This window comes from Plantactinospora sp. BB1, assembly GCF_003030385.1.
Classification (GTDB): Bacteria; Actinomycetota; Actinomycetes; order Mycobacteriales; family Micromonosporaceae; genus Plantactinospora.
On record NZ_CP028159.1, the window covers coordinates 7,694,015 to 7,707,774 of the forward strand.

Here is a 13,760-nt window from a genome sequence, read left to right on the forward strand (position 1 = left end):
CGGCTAGCGCGGCCCGAGGTGCCCCGGGGAGGGCACCGGTCCGGAGGACGGGAGCGCCCGGCCGATCGACACGGAAATCGGTCCCACCTCCTCTGGTCGCCACGAACGAGGCCCTCAAGGTACCCCACCTGGCGGCGGTACGGCCGGGACCGTGGGCAGTGGCGACGGATCTCCCGGATTCGTGCCGTCCCGGTCGCGGAGCGTGGCCGGCGGTCGCCGCCGGCCGCACAGTACTCGGCATGACCCCGCCTCGTGACCACCTCGCCGGGCGCCTCGTCGCCCTCTGCGCACTCGTCCTGCTCGGCGCCGGCTGTGGCGTCGTCGACACCGTTCAGAACGCGGTCGACACGGCCAACACGCTGGGCAGCTTCGCCGACCGGTTGGGCCGGTCCGCCCAACTCACCTTCACCGCCGAATACCGGATCGTCGGCGAGGAGGCCGGCCAGCGGGAGACCGAGACCGTGATCCTCAGCCAGCAGCCGCCCAACTCGGCGCTGAGCACCCCGGGCGGTCGGCTGGTCCACACACCGGAATACATGATCATCTGCTCCGACGGTGCCTGCCAGAAGAGTCCGAACACCGCCGCCACGACCACCCCGGAGGCCGGCATGGTCACCGCCGTCGCCGGTCCCGGCTTCGTCACCCCGGAACTGGCGCTCGGCCTGGTCGCCGCCGCCGCGATCGTGCCGAACACCGACGTGCGGACCACCGAGCGCAGGATCGCCGGACAGGAGACGCTCTGCGCCGACGTCACCGGGGTCAGCGACCCGCGGGGCGGCACCGAGGGAACCCTCGACAGGCTCACCGTCTGCGTCACCGAGTCCGGCGTACTGGCCGCCTTCGCCGGCCGGACGGACAGTGGCGAGCAGGCCGCGATCGAGCTGGTGAAGTACTCCGGAAAGGTCGACGGCAGCGCGTTCGCCCCACCGGCCGGCGCGACCGTCGAGGACATCGCGCAACCGCGCTGGTGACGGTCGCCGCTCACGCCCGGTAGGCCGTCGGGACCGGCCCGGTCCCCGGGCCGGTCCCCGGCTGTCCCCTCCGGAGCCGGCGCAGCTCCGTCCCGAACGGCACCACCCGGCCGGAGGACCGACAACCGGACCGACCATCTCGGCAATTCTGCCCCCTCGCGTCCGTGGGGTCCGGCAGGCTCGATGCCAGGCGGGGGTGACGGCGTGCGGGTGGGACTGGATGTCACGGTGTCCGCCCGGGGCGTGGCCACCCGGGTCGGGCTCGCCGTGCTGGCGGCCAGCCCGGCCGTCGCCATGCGGCTGGCCGGCGTCCACCTGCCGGCGGTCGCCGGAATGGCCGTCTTCGGGGTGGCGGTGCTCTCCGCGGTGGCCCTGCTGATGTGGGCCTCCGAGGTGGCCCGGGTCGACCTGCCGGGGAGCCTGGCCCTGGCACTGCTCGCCCTGGTCGCGGTCCTCCCGGAGTACGCGATCGACATCTACTTCGCCTTCGCCGCCGGCTCCGACCCGGAATTCGCGGCCTTCGCGCTGGCCAACATGACCGGGGCCAACCGGCTGCTGATCGGGATCGCCTGGCCGCTGCTGGTCTTCGCCGCCATCTGGGCGGTACGCCGGCGCGGCCAGCGCGGCGACCGGACCGGGGTCAGCCTCTCCGGGCACCGCCGAACCGAGACGATCTATCTGCTGGTGGCCACCATCTACGCCCTGGTGATCCCGGTGACCGGCCGGCTGGCCTGGTACGACAGCATCGTCCTTGGCGTCCTGTTCGGGCTCTACCTCTCCCGGATCGGGCGTACCGAGCACGCGGAGGAGTCGCTGGTCGGGGTCTCCGCCACCCTCGCCCGCCAGCCGGCGAGGCGCCGCCGGTTGACCGTCGCCGCGCTCTTCGGTACGGCGGCGGTGGTGATCCTCAGCTCCGCCGAGCCGTTCGGCAAGTCGCTCGTCGAGGCCGGTACCGCGCTCGGCATCGACGAGTTCCTGCTCGTCCAGTGGCTCGCCCCGGTCGCCTCGGAGGCCCCGGAGGTGATCGTGGCGATCGCCTTCGCGCTGCGCGGCCGGGCCGACGACGGGCTGGGCGCGCTGCTGGCGGCGAAACTCAACCAGTGGACCCTGCTGATCGCCTGCCTGCCGATCGCCTTCTACCTCGGCGGCGGTGAGTTCGCCGGCCTGGAACTCGACGCGCGGCAGACCGAGGAGCTCTACCTGACCGCCGCGCAGACCCTGCTCGGCGTCGCCGTCCTGGCCGACCTGCGGATCTCCCGGGTCGAGGCGGCGCTGCTGTTCCTGCTCTTCGCGGTGCAGTTCGCGATACCCACCCAGGCGGTCCGGTACGGCGTCGCGGTCGTGTACGCCGTCCTCGCCGCGTTCCTGCTGGCCCGGCACCGCCGGGAACTGCCCGCCCTGGTCCGGGCCAGTTGGCCGACCGGCCGGGCCCGACCCAAGTCCTGAACCGCGCACGGGTACGGCCCGAGCGGATCCCCGCCCGGGCCGTACCTCGGCTTCGGCTACAGGTAGCCCTTGGCCTCCTGCTTGGCGACCATCGGCTCGGCTCCCTTGCCGACCTTCTTCAACGCCTCCCGCAGCTGCTGCTCGCTCATCTTCGAGCTGCCCTCGATGCCCGCCTCGTGAGCGCGTTGGCGAAGGTCATGAAGTTCGTCCCGACCAGCCATCCCAAGCCTCCCAGTTCCGCCGACGAGGGCACCGCAGCCGGCCCCATCCTCCGGCGGCTGGCTTCCCCCGATCGGGGCGGCCAAACGGGGCGCCGCCGCACCCGGCGGTCAGCCTCGGACGAGGACGAAGCCGCTGCGCGGCCGGGTCGGTACCCGGCTCAGCGAGATCCTGAGATCCTGCTCGGGTACCTGGTAGTCCAGCTCGGCCAGCCGACTGGCGAGCACGTCCAGCAGCGCCACGGTGGTCGTCTCGCCCGGACAGCGGTGGCCGGTACGCGGATCGCCGCCGCCCTGCGGTACCAGCTCGAACGCGCCGATCTCCCGCCCGAGGAACCGCTCCGGGTCGAAGACGTACGGGTCCGGCCACAGCTGCGGGTCGTGGTTCTGCCCGTACAGGTCGAGCATCACCAGCGAGCCGGCCGGGATGGGTACGTCCCGCCAGCTGAGGTCCCGTACGGCGTGGCCGGCGACGAACGGCGCGAAGGGATAGAAGCGGCGGACCTCGTGCCCGAACGCCGTGACGTACTCGCTGCTGCCGGAACGCAGCCGCTCCCGGAGGTCCGGCCAGCGGTGCAGGGCGTGCGCCGCGAAGCTGACGAACCAGCAGACCGCCACCGTCGGCCGGACCAGGTTGAGGATCTCCACCGCCGCGAGCCGGGGATCGAGCTGCTCGCCGTCGGCACCCCGGTAGTGGGTGATCACCTCGAAAGCCGACCCGGCGTCGACGGCCCGCCGTCCCTGCCGGACCTGCTCGACCAGCTCGGCCAGCCAGCGTTCCCGCCGGCCCCGCGCCTGCCGGGCCCGCCAGTGCCGGGGGCCGAGGCTGCCGAAGCCGTCCACCAGCGCCACCATGTCGGCGGCCAGCGGAGCGACCTCCGGCTCGGCCACCGGCACGCCCACCCACCGGCAGACGGCCCGGGTGAGGACCCGGCTGACCTCTTCGAAGAGTACGACCGGCTGCCAGGACGGCCAGCGGTCGACGGTCTCGTCCCACGCCGTGCCGGCGTACCCCTGGAGGGTGGTGATCGCGTCGGGGGTGAGCAGCGACGTGAAGATCGCCTTGCGGTGCCGGTGGTCGGCGCCGTCGAGGGTGTGCACCGCACGCCGGCCGAAGAGGGTGTCCTGCACCGGCCCGGGAATCGCCCCGTGCCGCCGGACGTGCTCCTCGTCGTAGAAGAACCGGGCCGCCTCCGGGCCGCGCAACGCCACCGCCGGCTGCCCCAGCAGCCGGGTCTGGACGACCTCGGCCTGCTGACGGCGGCGGAGGTTGGGCAGCCAGCCGTAGCCCTCGACGGCGAGCCGCAGCGTGTTGTCGGCGAGGAGACCGGGACGCGGAGACATTTGCCCTCCTTGCCCCGGCGCACCGCGACTAAACCGGCTCCGACGATCAGGGACCGGACCGCCTCCGACCACCAGGGATGGACCACCGTCCGGCAATCCACCGGCGCCACCGGTCGGTCCCGGTACAGTCACCAGAGTGATCTTCCACATCGCCGAGGCGTCGGACTGGGCGGCGGCGCAGGAGTCCGGCGACTACCGGGTCTCGACCCGGGGGCGGAGCCTCGCCGACGAGGGGTTCATCCACGCCTCCCGCCGAGGTCAGGTGCTCGGCGTGGCCGAGGCCGCCTACGCGGACGCGGGTCCGCTGCTGCTGCTGCACATCGACCCGGACCGACTCTCCTCCCCGGTACGCGACGACGAGGTCGAGCCGGGGATCTTCTTCCCGCACATCTACGGTCCGATCAACCTCGACGCGGTGGTGGCGGTGGCGCCCCTGGAGCGGACCGTCGACGGCCGGTTCGTGATGCCGCCCGGCTGACCCCTCGGCGTGCGGCTGCGGGACGGGGCGGGGTCGGCTAGCCGGGACGGACGGCGGTGAAGACGGCGAACGTCGGGTTCGCCAGCAGGTCGGCCCAGTAGTCCGGGCCGCGTTCGGCGAGCAGGTCCGCGGCGACGACCGGCGGATGCCGGCGTACGTCGGCCAGACCGGCCCGGTCCAGGGCGGCCTCGATGACCCCCGGTGGCCAGGAGAAGCCCTCGAAGTCGATCGGCGGCTCCCCGTCGATGTGCACGGCATAGCCCTGCCGACCGTGCGAGGGTGCCGTCTTCGTGGCGGTGATCCCGTAGCGCGGGAAGATGTCCAGCCGCGCCCAGTCCAGGTCGGGGTTGGGCACCAGCACGAGCAGGGTGCCACCGGGCGCGAGGTTCGCCACCAGCTGGCCGAGCATGCCGTCCAGGGCCGCCTCGCCCGGGGCGTAACCGAGCAGCCAGACGGCGGTCACCACGTCGAACTCGCCGAGCTTCGGCAGCGCCGCGGCGTCGTGTACCTGGTAGCTGATGCCGAGCGGATCGTCCGCCTCCACCCGGCGGGCATGGGCCACCATCTCCGGCGACGCGTCCACCCCGATCACCCGGACGGCACCGAGCCGGCTGAAGAGCCGGGGATAGAAGCCGGTTCCGGAGCCGACGTCCAGCACCGACCTGCCGGCCAGATCCGGGAGTGCGGACCGTAGGGTGCTCTCTTCGGCCTGCCCGATCGGGAGGTGCTTGGCCCGCTCGTAGAGTTCGCCGATCGAGTCGTACTGCTGGGACATGCCGCCTCCGCACCGTCGGGTCGGTCGACGCCATGATCGCACGGCCCCCCGGCCCCCGCCCGGTACGACGGCGGCGTGCCGCTCGCTCCTTCCGGCAGGAGCACGCCAAGCAGGAGCACGCCAGGCGGAAACGCGACACAGTGGACGGTGGTCGAGAGCCGGAGCCGCCGCCCGTGCGGACGACCCCGCAGCCATCTAGATATGTCAATGGGATTTCGGGCTCGCGGGATTTGTCTAAACTACCCGCGACAGCCACCGAGGGAGGACTTGTGCGGGGGGACCCGGAAGGCATGCTCGTCGACTGGCAGCGGCGTGTGGAGCAGCAGACGGCACTCACCACCGAGCTCAGTCAGCGGATGGAACAGAACAGGGCGACTGTGGAGTCACGGGGCGGCGAAGCCGTCGTCACCGTCGACTCGTCGGGCGGGATGGCCGAACTACGCCTCAGCAACCAGGCGATGCGACTCTCCGCCGACGAACTCGCCTCGATCATTCTCGACACCAGCCGGCGCGCCCAGGCGAAGATGGCGCAGCAGATGGTCGCCGTGGTGAGCAGCCTCTACGGCGCGGGCTCCGAGACCGCCTCCTTCATCGGCGGCGCATACACCAAGCAGTTTCCGGAACCGCCGGAGGACGAGGAGCGTGACCACCGATGAGCGACATCAGACTGTCGACGGCCGAGGTCCGCAAGCATGCCCAGATGGTGGAGGAGGCCGGCCGGATGTGCGGGGAGGCCGCCGCCGGGGCCGAGTACGTCAGCCTGCACGACGAGGTCTACGGCGTCCTGTGCAGCCCGCTCTTCCTCCCGATCATCGACCCGCTCTCCGACTACGCGTTGACGGAGATCCGCAACGGGGCTGACGCGACCACCCACCTGGCGGAGCTGCTCCGCGCGCTGGCCGACAACGTCGACATCACCGACGGTGCGGCGGCGACCCGGATCAAGGAGGCGGGCGGCCGATGAGTACGGACGCGGCCTTCACCCGAGCCTCCGTCGTCGCGCCCGAGGGCGAGACGAAGGGGTACGAGGGCGCCGGCATCTTCGAGTCGGCCTGCGGCGTGGTGGACAACCTGAGGGGCGGAGATTGGCTTGGTGCTGGGGGCAACGCCCTGGCGGGCGGCCTCTCTGCCATTGGTGCGATCATGGACCCGCTCCAGGCAGTCTTCGCCGCCGGTGTCGGCTGGCTGATGGAGCACGTCAGCTTCCTCCGGGAACCCCTGGACAAGCTCGCCGGCGACCCGAAAGCGATCGAAGGGCACGCCCAAACCTGGTACAACATCGAGCAGCGCATCTACGAGGCCACTGACTTCTTCGTCGACGAGGTCAACCGGAGCACAGCGGCCTGGACGTCGCAGGCAGCGGCAGCCTACCGGCAGCGCGCCCGAACCCATGCGGAGTCGGTGCAGTCTCTCGGCAAGATTGCCGACGCCATGAGCAAGGCGACTACCATCGTCGGCGCCATGGTTGGCATCATCCGTAACACCATCCGCGACATCGTGGCGGAGGTTGTTGGAGCCTGCATCTCCAAGGCGGTCCAGGCCCTCACCGTGGTGCTGATTCCCAAAGTCGCTGCCGAGGTTGCGATCCTGGTCGGCAAGGCCAGCAGCAAGATCCTGAATTTGCTTGAGCGTCTCTTCGAGGCGATCAATCGCATCAGCATGATCGCCGGCAGGTGCAACGGCATCCTGGCCCAGATTCGCCAGGCCAACAACGGCACCCTGCTGCTCGAGGCGTTCCGCCTCCAGGCCGTGGGAGAGGCCGGCGGAAGCGGTATGAGCGGGTTCAGAGGGGCGTTCGACACGATCGGTCGGGGCCATACTGCGGTTTACGGCACGGTCGACAAGGTAGCCCAGAACACCGCCCGTTCCGCGAGCCAGACGAACGGCGCACAGAATACGGGTCAGGCCGGGGATACACTGCGCGGAGACAACCCGACCCCAACACCCATCGAACTTCCGCTCTGACGGGAGGCATTGTGGAACCGCTGGACGACCGCATCGCCAAACGTCTCGCCGAAATCAAGGAGCAGGAGCGAGAACTCGATCGGAAGGAGGCCGAGCGGAACGCCGACGTACCGGCGCTCGGTGCGCAGGTGGTGCAACGCAAGGCCGGGTTCCTGTCGTCACTGCTGTTCACCCTCGGCGTACTGGCCTTGGCTGCCGGCCTGCTCGGGGTCGGGGTCACGCTGGGCCGGATGTCCGCCAACGACATGGCAGACGCCGATCGCGAGGGCGAGGCCACGGTCAGCTCGTGCGTCGAGCGAGGTCCCGTCACCAACCGGGGCTTCGGCTACTGGGAGAGCTGCCAGGTGAAGGTCGTCTGGGAGGGCACCGAGATCGAGGGGATGACGATCGGCGTGGTCTTCAACTCGGCGGACATCGGTAAGACGGTGCGGGTCGGGGACCTGGGATACAACCGCAGCAGTCGACAGTTGGCCCGCGCCGACGTGGCACCGCGACCGTGGCTGGAATGGATCGGCTACGGGTTTGGCGCTCTCGCGATGCTGCCCACCCTGGTAGGGGTGCTCCTCATGCGCGAGGTGCTGCGCTTCCGCAGGAAGCGGTGACGCGACGGCCGTTCAACCGGGGCGGATCCCGCTCAACCGGGGCGGATCCGCTTGCGGCCGCGCCCGATCTTCCGGCCCTGCCGCCGGCTGACCCGCGTCGACTTGACCGTACGAGTCTGCGCACTCGCACTGCGCGTCACGTGCCGGCCACCCCGTTCGGTCTTGCGCGGGCGTTTCCGTCCCGCCTTGACGGCTTTCCGCCCTATCAGTACCCCGAGCTGGGCTGCCAACTCCTCGGCCCTCCTGGCGAACCGGAACCGCCGACGCTTCGTACGGTTCCGAACCGCCCTGAGCCGTCCCGCGACACCGTCGCTGCTGCTCGATCCACGACCCATCGGGCACACACCTCCCCACCTGCCGACCCTCGGACTTCCCCGAGCCGTCGCCGGCAATCCGCCGAGGGCCGTTTTTCCCGCCGATCAGACCAGCCGCCCGGGGGCTGCCCGGAGGACGGCTAATTGCGTTGCGGCCGGCAGCTGCGCCCCGCTAACTTCCCGGTACGCCGACGAGCCGGAAGGAGGTCAGAACAATGTCCGATGTTCTGCGCCCCCTCCGCGCACCGGCGTTCACGCGGATCTGAGCGGGGCGCCCGCTTTCTGCGAGGATCACGCCATGACCGATCTGGTCGTCCGCCCGCTCGTCGCGGGCGAGGAAAGTCTCTTCGACTCCATGCCCGATCCACTGCCCCAACTGCGCCAGGTCGGCTACGCCGACGGGCTGGCCGGCGGCGGCTACCGCCCCGAGCGCACCTGGGTCGCCCTCAGAGATGGCCGGGTCGTCGGCCGGGCTGCCTGGCTACTGCTGCCCGGTGCGGTCGGCGCACCGTGGCTGGAACGGTTCGACCTGGCCGCCGAGCCGGAGGTCGGCGCCGCGCTGCTGCACGCCGCCCACCGGGCGCTCGGCGGTCCGCTGATTTACTACGCCGCGCTGCCGGCACACTGGCGACGCCGGCCCGAGGTACTCGCCGTGGTCGAGGCGCCGATGGCGGCGGCTCGGCTCGCCGGCCTGGTCGAGCAGGGTGAGCGGCTGCGCTGCTCGTGGACGGGTACCCCGCTGCCGACGCCCTCCGGCCGGTACACGTTCCGGCCGGCCGCCGACGCGGCGGAGATAGGCGCCCTGGTCGCCCGGATCGTCGAGCCGGACGTGTTGACCGGCCGGGAGGTGGCCCGGGCGGTCGCCGGGGTCGACCTGGCCACCGACCCGCTGGCCTGGCTGGACAGTCCGGCCGGGAACTGGCGGATCGCGCTCGACGGCGCACGCCCGGTCGGGCTGGTCGGCACGGCCGGGGACGCCTGCTATCCGATCATCGGCTACCTCGGCCTGCTCGACGAGGCCGTCCGGGGCGAACTGCTGGCCGAGGCGGTCCGGGTGCTGGCCGAGGGGGGCGCCCGGGAGGTGATCGCGGACGTGGACGCCCATCGGGTACGCGTACTCGCCGAACTGGAGCGGACCGGGTTCCGCCAGGTGCGGTCCCGGGTCGTCTTCGTACCGGCGTCGACGCCCGACACACCGGACGGGGCCCGGACCGGCTGACCGCTGGCCGGGTGATCGCGTCGGCCATCGGCCTATCGGCTCGGCTTCCCGCCCGTAATGGGGCAGCGGTACCCGGTCAGGAAGCTCTAAGGTTTCCTGCCGGTACCGTCCCACGGGATGCGGAGCGCGCCCGGTCCGGGCAGCACGGGACCGTCTGCAACCAGGAGCCCCCTTGCCTCCACGTCGTTCTCGTCGACTGTTCGTGCTGGCCTCGGCGCTCGCCGTCGGTACGACGGCGGTGCTGGTCGTGCCGGCCCCGGCCGGCGCCCGTCCCGCCGTCAACCGCGCCGAGCCCGCCGCCGCCGTCGAGGAGGCGGTGCTCTCGGCCAGCAACGGCAGCAACACGGTCCGGTTCGACACCGGCGGCACGGTGACGGTCTCCGAGGCGGTCCAGCACGTCGCGTGGGCACCCGACGGCAGCGAGGCGGTGTACGTCGGCGCGGACCAGCAGGTCAAGAGGTTCCGCTACGACTCGCCCAGGACTCCTGTCGCCGTTCCGCCGGCCGACCCGGGCGGCAGGTACGCCTCGCCGAGCTACTGGAAGTTCGGCCTCGGCCTGATCATGGCGGTCAAGGAGTCGTCGGCGAAGCCGTGGCAGATCGCGGTGAACCGCAACCCGCTCAAGGAGTCGTCCTGGCCGCAGCAGTTCGTCCACTCACCGGACGACAGCCGGCACTACCTGAACCCGGACGCGACCGGGGTGGACTGGGGGTTCGTCTTCCAGGCGCAGCCGAACGAGGGCGGCCGGCTCGTCGGGGAACCGTGGGTCGGCATGTGGGACTACGCCCTCGGCCAGCGAAAGGTCGTCGACAACGCCGCCAACCCGGCGATCTCGCCGGACGGCATCCGGCTGGCGTTCGTCCGCTCCGACGGCAGCCACCAGCAGATCTTCGTCTACGACCTGCGTGACGGCAGGACTGTCCAGGTGACGTCGAACCCGGTCGACCACGACCATCCGGTCTGGTCGCCCACCGGTTCCCGGATCGCCTTCAGCGACGGGTCCGGGGTGGCGACGGTGCGGCCGGAAGGCTCCGGGTACGCGATGGTGCCGGGACTGTCCGGGGTGCCGGCGTACCAGTCGCGGCGCAAGGAGTCCGTGGTCCGGCTGGCCGGGGCGGACCGGGTCGGCACCGCCGTCGCCGTCTCCCGGGCCCACTGGGGCGGCGTCGGCGACAACCCGGCCACGGGCAGCCGGGCCGAGACCGTGGTGCTGGCCCGGTCGGACATGTTCGCCGACGCGCTCGGCGGCACGGTACTGGCCTCGGCGAAGCAGGGACCGTTGCTGCTGACCTCCCCGCACGCCCTCGACCCGGCCACCAGGGCCGAGATGGTGCGGGTTCTCGCCCCGGACAAGACGGTGTACCTGCTGGGTAGTACCGGTGCCGTCTCCGCCGAGGTGCAGGCGGAGGTCGAGGCGGCGGGCTACCGGGTACGCCGGCTCTCCGGGCCGGACCGCTACAGCACGGCGGTGGAGATCGCCAACGCGATCGACCCGGATCCGATCACCGTCTTCGCCGCGACCGGCGCCGACTTCCCCGACGCCCTCGCCGCGGGTGCGCTCGCCGGCGCCTACAACATGCCCGCCCGGGTCGGCGGCCAGGGCACCGTGCTGCTGCTCACCAACGACACCACCCTGCCGGCCGTCACCCGCAAGTACCTCGACGACCACGGCTTCACCCGCTGGCAACTGAACACGATCGGCATGCAGGCCAGCACGGCGATGATCGAGTACGCGCCCCGGCAGACGTTCGGCTTCGACCGCTACGAGACCGCGCAACAGGTGGCGTACCGCTACTTCGACGGCATCGACATCGCGGGCGGCCGGGACGTCGTCGGCGTGGCCACCGGCACGAACTGGCCGGACGCGCTGGCCGGCGCCGCGCTGATGGGTACCCTCAGGGCGCCGCTGCTGCTCACCGCCGGCAACGCGACGACGCTGAGCGCGCCGACCCGGGAATACCTGGACACCTACCGGGCCGCCATCTCCACCGGCTACGTCTTCGGCTCGTCCGCGGTCGTCACCCCCGCGCTGGCCGACGGGATCGGCGCCCGGATCAGCGGTCCCGGCGGCTACCTGCGCACCGAGGGCGGAACGACCGGTACCCGCACGACCGTCACGAGCCCGGCCGGGCCGCTCGACCTCGGGCTCCCGCGTCGTCCATCGGGTCCACTGTGACGAGAGCGCCTGCGGCGTTACCCGTCGCCTGATCCGTTGTTCGGTTGCTCGGCGGCGGGCCGGGGTGTGGGATCGGATTCCGCCTTGCGGACGTCCGTCAGCAGCCTGGCGAGCACCGCTTCGGTCATCCAGGCGTCGCCGGTACGGTCGGCGGCACCGAGCCAATCACCGATGTCCCACATCGCCCGGCAGGCAGCCAGTACGGGGAAGCCGGCCACCTCGCTCCGGCTCAACGGGCGGACCCGCTGGTAGCCGGCGAGGACCGCTGCCCAGCGTTCGCGATCCTCCTCCGGCGCGTCGGGCCCGCGATAGAGGGCGACCAGGTCGTACGCGCGTAACCCGAACCCGCAGTGGTCGAAGTCGAAGGTGACGAACCGTCCGTCGCCGTCGATGTTGGTGTTGCCCCGGTGCAGGTCCGCATGGATGATCCCGTATGCGCCGTCGATCGACCGGAGTCGCTGGATCTCGCCGGTCAGCCGCTCGCCGAGCTTGCCGAGTTCGTCGAGGTCCGCCGCGGCCCGTTCCGAGCCGGCATAGGGTGCCAGGCTGGCCAGCGGCCGTTCGACGAGGATGCGTTCGTCGAGGTGGTAGCGGTGGTGGCTGGTGAGGAAGCGGTCCATCTCCAGGTGCATCCGGGCGATGTAGGAGCCGAACTCGCGCCATTGCTCGACGGTCAGCGTGCCTTCGTGCAGCGGCGTGCCGGGCGCGTGGGTGAACAGCGCGAAGCATCGTTCGCCTTCGGGCGCCGTCAGCCGGCCGAGCCGGTCGCCGAGGGTCCGCTGGTACGGGCGGATGACGCCCAGCCCGGCCGAGGCCAGGTGCTCAAGCAGGCTGAGCTCGAAACGGAGGTCGGACTCGGAGTGGATCCAGTACTTCTCTCGGTTGTAGACCCGCAGCACGCGGCGACCGCCCTCGACGTCGGCGACCAGATAGGTGTCGTTGAAGCCGCGGTTCAGCAAGCTCACCCTGACGGGCGCCGCGATGGCGTACTCCCGTTCCACGAGCCGGGCGAGGTCCTCGGCGTGCAGGAGGGAGTGGGTCACGCGCATGTCGAGTGAGCCTATGAGGGGACCAAATGTCCCGCCAGGGAAACCTGCGGTGGTGGCCGAGCGGGGTGGAGAGCGGGCCGGCAGCGCCGGTGCAAGGAGGCAGCCGGGGCCTACTGATCACCGCCCGCACGACTCAGGATTCCGGTGCCGGCGCCGATCGGGGCAGCCCCGACGACGCTTCGGCGGTGTCGCGCCACCAGCGACGCGACGCCAGCGGGGCCAGGCCGGCGCCGGCCGCGTTGAGCAGTACGTCGTCCACTGAGGACACCCGGTCCAGCCGCAGGAGGTACTGCGCGGCTTCGACCAGTACCGAGCAGCCCGCAGCGAGCGCCAGGATCCGCGGTACCGACGCCAGCGCCGGGAACCGCAGCGGGGCGAGGAAGCCCAGCGCCGCGAAGACCAGCAGGTTGCCCATCACCTGGCCCGCCGCGGTCAGCGGCCCGGCGGCGGCGATCGTGAACAGGTCGACCAGTGGTACCAGGCTCACCCGACCGGAGACGGTGCCGGCCCGGTCACCCGGCAACATGATCATCCATACCCACGGCACCGTGCCGTAGACGATGCCGACCTCGGCCAGCGACATCCGCCAGGCCCACGCCGGCTCGGTGCCGGCGGCCCTGCGGCGGCGTGCCAGCGCCCACACCGTCAGCGCCGCCAACGGCAGTACGGCCACCGTGATGAGTACCACGCCGGTGAATGTGCCGACCCAGCCGTGCCAGCCCCTGAGCATGCCGCCTCCGCTTCCGTCCGACCGTGAAACTACCCGGCGCGCCTCCGGCGGCTGACCCGACCAACCGGCCGCCGGTCCGGGTCGCCTCGTCCCACATTGGGCTCTCGGGCCGCCGCCGGGAAACCATGACCGCTAACATTTGCTCTGCGATTGGCGTGTCCTTCGGCGCAATGCGCCGAATTGTCGGATGCTAGGGGCAGTACCGATCACCCAGGGTGGGTCGCATGGAACCTTTGGCCGAGACTGCTCACTTCGACCTTGTCGATCTGACCGGCGTGAGCCTGGCCAAGCTCAACGAGTTGCCGCAGACCGTCTTCGTCGGCTCGTTGCGGAGGATCCTCGAAGACATCGAAGAGCCCCACGACGTGGTGGCCGGGTGGAACTCGGCCATGTAGGTCATGCCGCCCGTGCCTCTTCCACCACCCGCCACGACCCGGCCGCCGGAGCCCGCCCGCTCCGCGCCGCCGGGCGCC

At 71.5% G+C, this 13,760-nt stretch carries 14 protein-coding genes; 10 read left to right on the forward strand and 4 right to left on the reverse strand.

The window, feature by feature from the left end:
• Positions 1 to 239 precede the first annotated feature (239 nt).
• Together C6W10_RS33750 and C6W10_RS33755 are read left to right on the forward strand one after the other, a co-directional pair.
• On the forward strand, positions 240 to 971 hold the full coding sequence (locus C6W10_RS33750) for a hypothetical protein (RefSeq protein ID WP_107263077.1): 732 nt from the start codon (positions 240 to 242) through the stop codon (positions 969 to 971).
• 204 nt (positions 972 to 1,175) lie between these two features.
• A complete protein-coding gene (locus tag C6W10_RS33755) occupies positions 1,176 to 2,417 on the forward strand; it encodes a sodium:proton exchanger (RefSeq protein ID WP_107263078.1) in 1,242 nt (413 codons plus the stop codon).
• Positions 2,418 to 2,746: 329 nt separating this feature from the next.
• Here the strand turns inward: C6W10_RS33755 and C6W10_RS33760 are convergent, their stop codons facing one another.
• Positions 2,747 to 3,979 (reverse strand): cytochrome P450, encoded by a 1,233-nt coding sequence (locus C6W10_RS33760; RefSeq protein ID WP_107263079.1) that lies wholly within the window; start codon positions 3,977 to 3,979, stop codon positions 2,747 to 2,749.
• Positions 3,980 to 4,115: 136 nt separating this feature from the next.
• On the opposite strand from C6W10_RS33760, the gene C6W10_RS33765 reads away from it, so the two are divergent.
• Positions 4,116 to 4,457, forward strand: a complete 342-nt coding sequence (locus C6W10_RS33765; RefSeq protein WP_107263080.1) for a DUF952 domain-containing protein — start codon at positions 4,116 to 4,118, stop codon at positions 4,455 to 4,457.
• 37 nt (positions 4,458 to 4,494) lie between these two features.
• On the opposite strand, the gene C6W10_RS33770 is transcribed toward C6W10_RS33765, so the two are convergent.
• A complete protein-coding gene (locus C6W10_RS33770; protein WP_107263081.1) occupies positions 4,495 to 5,232 on the reverse strand; it encodes a class I SAM-dependent methyltransferase in 738 nt (245 codons plus the stop codon).
• A 269-nt stretch (positions 5,233 to 5,501) separates the two neighbouring features.
• Here C6W10_RS33770 and C6W10_RS37665 point away from each other — a divergent pair, with 269 nt between their 5' ends.
• The 6 genes from C6W10_RS37665 to C6W10_RS33800 all read left to right on the forward strand — a co-directional run bounded on the left by C6W10_RS37665 (position 5,502) and on the right by C6W10_RS33800 (position 11,508).
• On the forward strand, positions 5,502 to 5,888 hold the full coding sequence (locus C6W10_RS37665; protein ID WP_159079646.1) for a YbaB/EbfC family nucleoid-associated protein: 387 nt from the start codon (positions 5,502 to 5,504) through the stop codon (positions 5,886 to 5,888).
• The gene (locus tag C6W10_RS33780; RefSeq protein ID WP_107263083.1) at positions 5,885 to 6,196 is read left to right on the forward strand and encodes a type VII secretion target; all 312 of its coding nucleotides are present in this window, start codon (positions 5,885 to 5,887) and stop codon (positions 6,194 to 6,196) included. The genes C6W10_RS37665 and C6W10_RS33780 overlap by 4 nt, the downstream gene beginning before the upstream one ends.
• Positions 6,193 to 7,197: a hypothetical protein gene (locus C6W10_RS33785; protein WP_107263084.1), complete on the forward strand. Its 1,005-nt coding sequence runs from the start codon at positions 6,193 to 6,195 to the stop codon at positions 7,195 to 7,197. The genes C6W10_RS33780 and C6W10_RS33785 overlap by 4 nt, the downstream gene beginning before the upstream one ends.
• Positions 7,198 to 7,208: 11 nt before the next feature.
• Complete coding sequence (locus tag C6W10_RS33790; protein ID WP_107263085.1) at positions 7,209 to 7,799, forward strand: DUF6346 domain-containing protein; 591 nt, start codon at positions 7,209 to 7,211, stop codon at positions 7,797 to 7,799.
• 612 nt (positions 7,800 to 8,411) lie between these two features.
• Positions 8,412 to 9,332 (forward strand): acetyltransferase, encoded by a 921-nt coding sequence (locus tag C6W10_RS33795; protein ID WP_107263086.1) that lies wholly within the window; start codon positions 8,412 to 8,414, stop codon positions 9,330 to 9,332.
• A 172-nt stretch (positions 9,333 to 9,504) separates the two neighbouring features.
• On the forward strand, positions 9,505 to 11,508 hold the full coding sequence (locus C6W10_RS33800; protein WP_159104859.1) for a cell wall-binding repeat-containing protein: 2,004 nt from the start codon (positions 9,505 to 9,507) through the stop codon (positions 11,506 to 11,508).
• A gap of 17 nt (positions 11,509 to 11,525) precedes the next feature.
• Here C6W10_RS33800 and C6W10_RS33805 read toward each other — a convergent pair whose 3' ends face one another.
• Positions 11,526 to 12,551 carry a phosphotransferase enzyme family protein gene (locus C6W10_RS33805; protein WP_159104860.1) on the reverse strand — a complete coding sequence of 342 codons (1,026 nt, stop codon included), beginning with the start codon at positions 12,549 to 12,551 and terminating at the stop codon, positions 11,526 to 11,528.
• Positions 12,552 to 12,690: 139 nt separating this feature from the next.
• Positions 12,691 to 13,287 (reverse strand): VanZ family protein, encoded by a 597-nt coding sequence (locus C6W10_RS33810; RefSeq protein WP_107263089.1) that lies wholly within the window; start codon positions 13,285 to 13,287, stop codon positions 12,691 to 12,693.
• Between the two features lie 233 nt (positions 13,288 to 13,520).
• Here C6W10_RS33810 and fxsA point away from each other — a divergent pair, with 233 nt between their 5' ends.
• A complete protein-coding gene (gene fxsA / locus C6W10_RS33815) occupies positions 13,521 to 13,682 on the forward strand; it encodes an FxSxx-COOH cyclophane-containing RiPP peptide (protein WP_159104861.1) in 162 nt (53 codons plus the stop codon).
• Positions 13,683 to 13,760: the final 78 nt, after the last annotated feature.